This window comes from Okeania sp. SIO2F4 (genome assembly GCF_010672385.1).
Classification (GTDB): domain Bacteria; phylum Cyanobacteriota; class Cyanobacteriia; order Cyanobacteriales; family Microcoleaceae; genus Trichodesmium.
In genome coordinates, this window is sequence record NZ_JAAHGT010000670.1 from 1 (window position 1) to 5,467 (window position 5,467).

Here is a 5,467-nt window from a genome sequence, read left to right on the forward strand (position 1 = left end):
TCTCTTATATAGGTAGTCATTTCAGTTATCAGTTATCAGTTATCAGTACCCCTAGCTGTTTGCGCAGCATGACAAACGGAAAGCTTCGGGATTGAAATATAGAATATTCTATTTTTTTTATCCCCGGAAAAGGAGAGGCGCCTCCCCAGAATTTTTCGGTCAGAAGTTAGAATTTTAAAGATTTTCCGTTAATATTAACTGTTATAAAAATTTTCACCGAAAAACTAAGGTTTAAAGCTTCTCCTATATGGGAGAAAAAGCGGTCGATATACGGATCTTTCTGTAGGATGGGATGCTGTTTAGCTGCGCGACATGTTTGCGGAGCATGACCTCAGGAAAAAGCGGAGTGGCTCTGCAAGAGCGGGAAACCTAGCCATATCCAATCGACCAAGAAAAGAAAAAATTTTCCTTTTAACCAATCCTTTTATTACAGAAGAGGTAATTATTAATTGTTCATTGTTCATTATTGAAAACCAATTTAGGATTACTATATATTTTGATAGAGGCTCGAAAACCTTATTCCTTACTGAAACTTATGAACTGTCAAGAACTCTTAAAAAAATACTCTCAACAATGGCAAGCAGCTACCGTACATCCATTTTTAGACGAATGTAAATTAGGTACTATTAAACCTCAACAATTTAACACTTGGCTAGTACAAGATTATCTATTTGTTGTGGAATTTACTCGGATGGTAGGCAGAATTTTAACTTCTGCCCCAACATCCCATTTTGATGTAATTATGAGCGGACTAAATGCTTTACAAGATGAACTAAATTGGTTTAAAGATAAAGCAACAGAAAGACAATTAGATTTGAATACAAAAAAACAATTAACTTGTACAGAATATTGTGATTTTATGAATAAGCTAACTGAGATGCCATATCCATTACAAGCAACTGCATTATGGGGAATTGAACTAGCTTATAATCAAGGTTGGCAATTACCAGGAGAAATGCCACAACCTTATAATGAATTTGCCAACCGTTGGGGAAATCCAGAATTTACAGATTATGTTAAACTGCTAGAGGCACAAGCTGATGAGGTATTACAAGATGCCTCAAAAATAGTACAAAGTCAATCTGAAGCTACTTTTTTAAACGTCGCTAGACTAGAAAAAGACTTTTGGCAAATGGCGTATAATGCTACTAATTAACTAGCTATCAGCTTTCAGCTATCAGCTTTCAGTTATGAGTTATTAACTCATTATCTTGGAATAAGAAATTAGTCTCCAAGTAGAATTAAAAGTAATAAATAAAAAGGTTATTAGTCACTAACCTTAAATTAAGTTATTAGGTTCAAAGCTGACCGCTGACTGCTGACTGCTGACTGCTTCTTTAACTTTAGGAGAAATTCAAAAAATGACACGAGCTATCATGGAAACAGAAAAGGGAACAATCAACTTAGAATTGTTTGATAATGATGCTCCCAATACTGTGAAAAATTTTGTCGAATTAAGTGAAAAAGGATTTTATGATGGCTTGAATTTTCATCGTGTTATTCCTAATTTTATGATTCAAGGAGGTTGCCCTAAAGGTACAGGTACAGGTGGCCCTGGTTATAAAATTAAATGTGAAATTAATAGTAATAAACATTTAGCTGGAACTTTATCAATGGCTCATGCTGGTCGCGATACAGGTGGCAGTCAATTCTTTATTTGTCACGCTCCCCAACCTCATTTAGATGGCGTTCATACAACTTTTGGAAAAACTGAAGATATGGAAGTTGTAAATGCTATTCGTCAGGGTGACAAAATTCTTTTTGTGAAGATTGAGAATTAATTTTAATCTACCCCATCTAAATCAAAAATTATAGATTTAGATGGGGATTTTTTATAGAACTAAAATGTCTTGTGAAGTTCTAATTTATTCTACTTATTTACTATTTTATTTAGTGAGATTTTCTCGATCTTAAAGGAACAGGTGTATAGGAACCTACGGATAGTATATCTTTGATAACTTCAAGACAATTTTTCCTAGAGGCTATAGGTGGATCGACAGAAAAATCAAGAGTATTAAGGTCGCTTTATTTTTCAAAACAGTTAGTAATAAAAGTAGAATTTTGATTAAAGTGAAGTGCCTATCTAAAATGTTCAGAATAAGATGCTGGAGATCGTCTACATTCTTTTAACTCTTTTATCGTATCTCTTCGCAGATAATACCCTAGAAAAACAACCATTAAATAAGAAAGTCTTTCTATAGCAGCCAACAGGAAACACGCGCACTGGGAAAAGTAGGAAAAACATTTCAATCTCTAACATTCATCATCAGTAATTATCCCATACCAATTCTTTCTTAGCTATAATATTCCCATCAAAACTTACCAATTAATATCAATATATTAACCATTCAAGGGGAGTGGTTCCGTTAATTCCTGACAATAACCAAAGTTTTCACATTTAACTTTATTACTGAGTAAAGAATAATCTAGACCAATAATACCAATTCCCAAAAATAATGCTATACTTACTCAAAACTTCAGTTATTAACTAATAAATCAGTAAGAGCAATGTTTTTAACAATTTGTTGCCATTAAATGAAGATATAAGATATTTTTAAACCCTACTCCCTACTCCCTACTCCCTCTGCTCAAGGAGATGTAGCAAGAATGCATGAGAAATGGTATAAGACATTCCATTGATATAAACCAAAAAAAACAGAATTAAAATTGTATTTTTGAGCGATCGCCTGTCAGAAAAATTTATCCTTTATTATAAATAATTCCACAATCGTGCAACGCTAGTAAAAATATTCTACGATTTCTAGTATAGCTTAGGTATTCAGATAGTCACTTCATTCCACTGTTTTAATGGATTTTCCTTCTTCCTTCTTCATTCTTCCGTAAGCATTCAGCACTAAGCTATCAGTTATCAGCTTCATTACCTTTAAAAGGGGAGAAAGCAATTGGAAGATTTCAAAGAATTAAAAGTTAATGTAAAAGTCCATCGGTTAACCTTAATAGTCTATCGAGCTACATTGTTCATTTTTATTGCTGAGAGCTGACCGCTAATAGCTGAATGCTTACCTTCTTCCTTCTTCCTTCTTCCTTCTTCCTTAAAATAACCATGAATCAAAATAATTTCCAGGTGAAGCATTATCCTGAAAAATTGAAACTTTCTCTAAATTTAAACCAGATAATTCTTCAATGATTTTTAGATCCTTTGCTCTGTCTACCAAGGAAAATGAAAACTGATGCTCATCTTGAATAGACTTAGCTTTTTCTAGAATTTTTTCTTTGTCAATTGGATTGTCACAAGTACCAATAATAATAGTATTTTTACCGCTAGTATAACAGATATAAATATATGGAAAAACAGCTTGAATAGTTTTCACATACTCCGCTTCAAAACCATTACTTTTTAATGTATTGACAACTATAACTCCAGACTGTGATAAATGGCGATCGCACAACTCATAAAATTCTTTAGTCGCTAAATTATAAGACATATAGCCATTACCAAAAGCTACATCGACCATAATAATATCATACTTATCCCGATCGTTTTTTTGTTCTAAATATTCCCTACCATCTTGAATTTTAACCTTTAATCTTTCATTTAATTCTACTCCGAAAAATTTCTGAGCAATTGCCAATATATTGGCATCTACTTCTGTACATTCTATTGTTACATCTGGAAAATAGTGATGTAAAACTTGAGGAATGCTACCCCCACCAAAACCTGCAATATAAACTTTTTTTGGCTGACTATTCCATAGCAAAACTAACATCATTGCCTGAGTGTAAGGAAAAATTAAATATGTGGGGTGATTCAAATTAAGTATAGATTGAACCCAATTCATTTTTAAAGTTACTTGCTCTACTAATACTAGCTGAATGATGAATTGAATTTTTTTTATAGTTAAAAAATGTATACCAGAAGGTTGAGAAAAAATCACTCCATCTGGTTGTTCCTGCAACCAATAAATTCTTTGTCGAATTGCTTCTAAATTTTTAGCTTGCCAATCTTTTTGATTATTCATTTTTTGAGGGAGTAGGGAGTAGGGAGTAGGGAGCAGGGAGTAGGGGAATAGTTCACAAAGGTAGATTTTTGACAATAAATAATAATAGGATAAGACAAGTAGCACAAGCATCTTACCTGTAATAAATTTACCATACGCTTGATAAAATCAGACGTAGGGACGTTGCATGCAACGTCCCTACTTTATGTAACAAACATTTATCACGCTTGATATTAGACCTCTTCCAAAAGTAAAAGTCAAAAATTTTTTCGTATATTTTTCTCGAAAATCTCTTACCTATTTCCTATTGCCTGTTCCCTCTCTCAATGTAACAAATATTTATCACGCTTGATATTAGACCTCTTCCAAAAGTAAAAGTCAAAAATTTTTTCGTATATTTTTCTGAAAAATCTCTTACCTATTCCCTATTCCCTATTCCCTATTCCCTAAAACTAATACAATTCGTACTTTAATAATTTACAAGCTATCGGACCATTATAAACAGGAATTCTAGCAGAAGTTCTTAACCCCACCTGTTTAGATAACTGTTTATTTCCTGTCAAAATAAAAGCCGTCCAACCAGTAAAACGTTGTTTAAAAATATCCCCCAACATTTTATATAATTTACCCAATTCTTCTACTTCTCCTAAACGCTCGCCATAAGGAGGATTACAAATAATTATTCCTTTTTCTGCTGGAGGTTCTAAATTAGATAAATCTGTTTGTATAAACTTAATTTTATCTCCAACACCACATTTTTTAGCATTAGCACGAGCTTGAGAAATAACTTCTATATTTTTGTCACTTCCCACAATTATTGATTTTAATTCAGTTAATTGATTATTCTTAGCTTCTGTTAATAAATCTTCCCAAAGCGACTCATCAAAATCACGCCAATTCATAAAAGCAAATTTATTTTTAAACAATCCAGGTGCAATATTTAATGCTTTTAAACTCGCCTCCAAAGGTAAAGTTCCAGAACCACATAAAGGATCTAAAAAAGGTAAATCAGGAGAATATTCCGCCATCTCCAATAAAGCTGCTGCTAAAGTTTCCTTCAGAGGAGCAAAACCCATTGCCAACCGATAACCACGCTGATGTAAACTACTACCAGAACTATCTAAACTAAGGATACAATTTTTATGTTCAATATGAGCATTAACTAATATGTCAGGATTTTTAGTATCAATATTCGATCTATAGCGAAATTTTTCTATTTGTTGCTCGGTAATAGCATCCTTTATTTGCAGAGCAGTATAATGAGTATGCCTTAATTTCTCATTACTTCCCGTACAATGAACTGCCAATGTATTTTTAGGAGATATATACTTCTGCCAAGGAATTTTTTTAACTTCCTTATATAAAACATCTCGGTTAACACATCTGACTTCTGCAATAGGAACCAATACCCTAAAAATAGTTCTTGCCCAAAGATTAACCCGATAAAGTAAAGTCTTATCCCCAGTGAAACTTACCCCAGTAAATTCTGGAGAGACATTTTTAGCCCC

At 32.9% G+C, this 5,467-nt stretch carries 4 protein-coding genes; 2 read left to right on the forward strand and 2 right to left on the reverse strand.

The window, feature by feature from the left end:
- Positions 1-535 precede the first annotated feature (535 nt).
- Both F6K22_RS30105 and F6K22_RS30110 read left to right on the forward strand, forming a co-directional pair.
- Positions 536-1,156: a TenA family protein gene (locus F6K22_RS30105; protein ID WP_293106664.1), complete on the forward strand. Its 621-nt coding sequence runs from the start codon at positions 536-538 to the stop codon at positions 1,154-1,156.
- A gap of 205 nt (positions 1,157-1,361) precedes the next feature.
- Positions 1,362-1,781, forward strand: a complete 420-nt coding sequence (locus F6K22_RS30110) for a peptidylprolyl isomerase (protein WP_293106666.1) — start codon at positions 1,362-1,364, stop codon at positions 1,779-1,781.
- 1,272 nt (positions 1,782-3,053) lie between these two features.
- Here the strand turns inward: F6K22_RS30110 and F6K22_RS30115 are convergent.
- Together F6K22_RS30115 and F6K22_RS30120 are read right to left on the reverse strand one after the other, a co-directional pair.
- Positions 3,054-3,980 (reverse strand): spermidine synthase, encoded by a 927-nt coding sequence (locus F6K22_RS30115; protein WP_293106669.1) that lies wholly within the window; start codon positions 3,978-3,980, stop codon positions 3,054-3,056.
- A gap of 431 nt (positions 3,981-4,411) precedes the next feature.
- On the reverse strand, positions 4,412-5,467 hold a 1,056-nt coding region (locus tag F6K22_RS30120; protein ID WP_293106671.1), incomplete at its 5' end, for a THUMP domain-containing class I SAM-dependent RNA methyltransferase.

Bases quoted from the DNA above. Each gene is read 5' to 3' on its own strand.
- F6K22_RS30110 (WP_293106666.1), top strand. From the start codon at position 1,362: ATGACACGAGCTATCATGGAAACAGAAAAGGGAACAATCAACTTAGAA.
- F6K22_RS30115 (WP_293106669.1), bottom strand. From the start codon at position 3,980: ATGAATAATCAAAAAGATTGGCAAGCTAAAAATTTAGAAGCAATTCGA.
- F6K22_RS30105 (WP_293106664.1), top strand. From the start codon at position 536: ATGAACTGTCAAGAACTCTTAAAAAAATACTCTCAACAATGGCAAGCA.